Here is a 1,451-nt window from a genome sequence, read left to right on the forward strand (position 1 = left end):
CCATGGACATGTAAATTGTAAAGCTGTATAGTTGCCGGGCCTACGCTCTTTAGGGCATCTCTAAAAATTCGAAATTCGCGCATACCTCGTTGCCGTCCGGAAAAATGTTTTTCTCCCCCCTCTGTTGAATAGCTGAAGCGTCGTCATTTTTGAGGACGGCGGTATGGTTGTGTGGGTGAGGTGTAGGTGGTGTGGTGGAGGGGATGACGTTTTGGGGTGTATGAATTTTTAGAGATGCTCTTCAGAAAAGGGTGAGCAGCAGATTTGAACGGCAGATGGAATGGCGCATGGGATGATGCGTGGTGATAAACAATATATGGAGGGAAGACATGAACAAAGTAGTTCAAGGGGTTGTCGGGTTGGGATTGCTGTGCATAAGCGCTGCCCCGGCCGTAGCGGCAACCAACATTTCCAAATTACCGGTGGTGACCCAGGAACTGGTGGCGCCTCCCTTTGTACCCAAGCACGACCAGGTGGCCAAGGGCGGACCCAAGGTAGTCAAGATCCGCATGGAAACCATAGAGAAGCTGGTGGACGTTGCACCGGATGGCACCAAAATGTGGGCACTGACATTCAATGGCACCGTTCCGGGTCCGCTGATTGTCGTGCATCAGGATGACTACGTTGAACTGACGCTGGTCAACCCCAAGACCAGCAGCATGTCGCACAACGTTGACTTTCACGCTGCCACGGGTGCCCTGGGTGGTGCTGGCCTGACCCTGGTTGCACCGGGCGAAGATGTGGTATTGCGCTGGAAGGCCATCAAGCCTGGCGTATTTGTCTATCACTGTGCCCCTGGTGGCACCATGATCCCGTTTCACGTCATCTCCGGCATGAATGGCGCCATCATGGTATTGCCGCGCGACGGCCTGAAGGATGCCAAGGGCAAGGCTGTGCGTTATGACCGCGCCTACTACATCGGCGAGCAGGACCTCTACCTGCCCAAGGGTGCGGATGGCAAATTCAAGACCTATGGTTCCCCTGCCGAAGGCATGCATGAGATGCTTGAGCTGTCCAAGGGACTTATCCCGACCCATGTCGTCTTCAACGGCGCAGTGGGTGCTCTGACCGGGGATAATGCACTCAAGGCCAAAGTGGGCGAGAAGGTGCTGTTCATTCACTCCCAGGCCAACCGTGATTCGCGGCCTCACCTGATTGGCGGCCATGGCGACCTGGTATGGCAGGGCGGCTCATTTGCCGATACGCCGATTACCAACCAGGAAACCTGGTTCGTTCCTGGCGGTGCTGCAGTGGCGGCGTTGTATGAGTTCAAGCAACCCGGCTTGTATGTGTACCTCAGCCACAACCTGATCGAGGCGGTATTGCTGGGTGCGGCAGCACACATGAATGTCGAGGGCAAATGGGACGACGATCTCATGATCCAGCTCAAAAAGCCGAACGAGAATTCAACCCCGGCAATGGATCACTAAAAGAATCACCTGAAATTCTTC

General features: G+C 54.9%; 1 protein-coding gene. It reads left to right on the plus strand.

Annotated features, from left to right (window positions below):
* Positions 1 to 329: 329 nt before the first annotated feature.
* Positions 330 to 1,430, plus strand: a complete 1,101-nt coding sequence (gene nirK / locus BM022_RS14940; RefSeq protein WP_091140567.1) for a copper-containing nitrite reductase — start codon at positions 330 to 332, stop codon at positions 1,428 to 1,430.
* Positions 1,431 to 1,451: the final 21 nt, after the last annotated feature.

It is taken from the genome of Nitrosospira sp. Nsp14, from assembly GCF_900113575.1.
GTDB lineage: Bacteria > Pseudomonadota > Gammaproteobacteria > Burkholderiales > Nitrosomonadaceae > Nitrosospira.